The 435-nt window shown below is 73.6% G+C and carries 1 protein-coding gene; it reads right to left on the reverse strand.

Annotated elements, in window-relative coordinates; genetic code table 11:
• The coding region (locus GVL50_RS28530; protein ID WP_218586055.1) for an acyl-CoA reductase at positions 1-435 on the reverse strand (435 nt) is incomplete at both ends.

Genomic DNA, 435 nt, shown 5'->3' on the forward strand with positions numbered 1-435 from the left:
GCTGGTGCACAGCTGGGCCGGCACGTTGCCGGCCCAGCTGTGCACCAGCAGGCCGGGCCCGAGGGCCCGCACCGCGCCGCCCTTCGGGGCGGGCTGGAAGCCGTCGAGCACCAGCGGGTTCGCGAAATCCTCCGCCACGAAGCGCCGCAGCTGCGGCGCGCGGAAAGTCTTGAAGAAGCCCGTCAGCCCCAGGCGCACCATCTCGGCGTCGTAGCCGCTCACCACGGGCAGGAGCGCCTCGGCCTGCCGGCGGAACGGATCGGAGCGGTCGAGCAGGCGGGCGATGGCGCGGTCGATCACTTCGATGATCTGCGCCACGGTCATCGTCTTCAGGTGCCGGGCGGCCGCCCGCTGCACGCGGTCGGCCAGCGCTTCCATCTGCGCCGCGGTAAGCACCGGCACGGCCACCTCCACGCGGGCGCCGCCCTGCACGAA

Origin of the sequence: Pseudomonas sp. 18058, from assembly GCF_902706155.1 — a bacterium.
GTDB lineage: Bacteria > Pseudomonadota > Gammaproteobacteria > Pseudomonadales > Pseudomonadaceae > Aquipseudomonas > Aquipseudomonas rustica.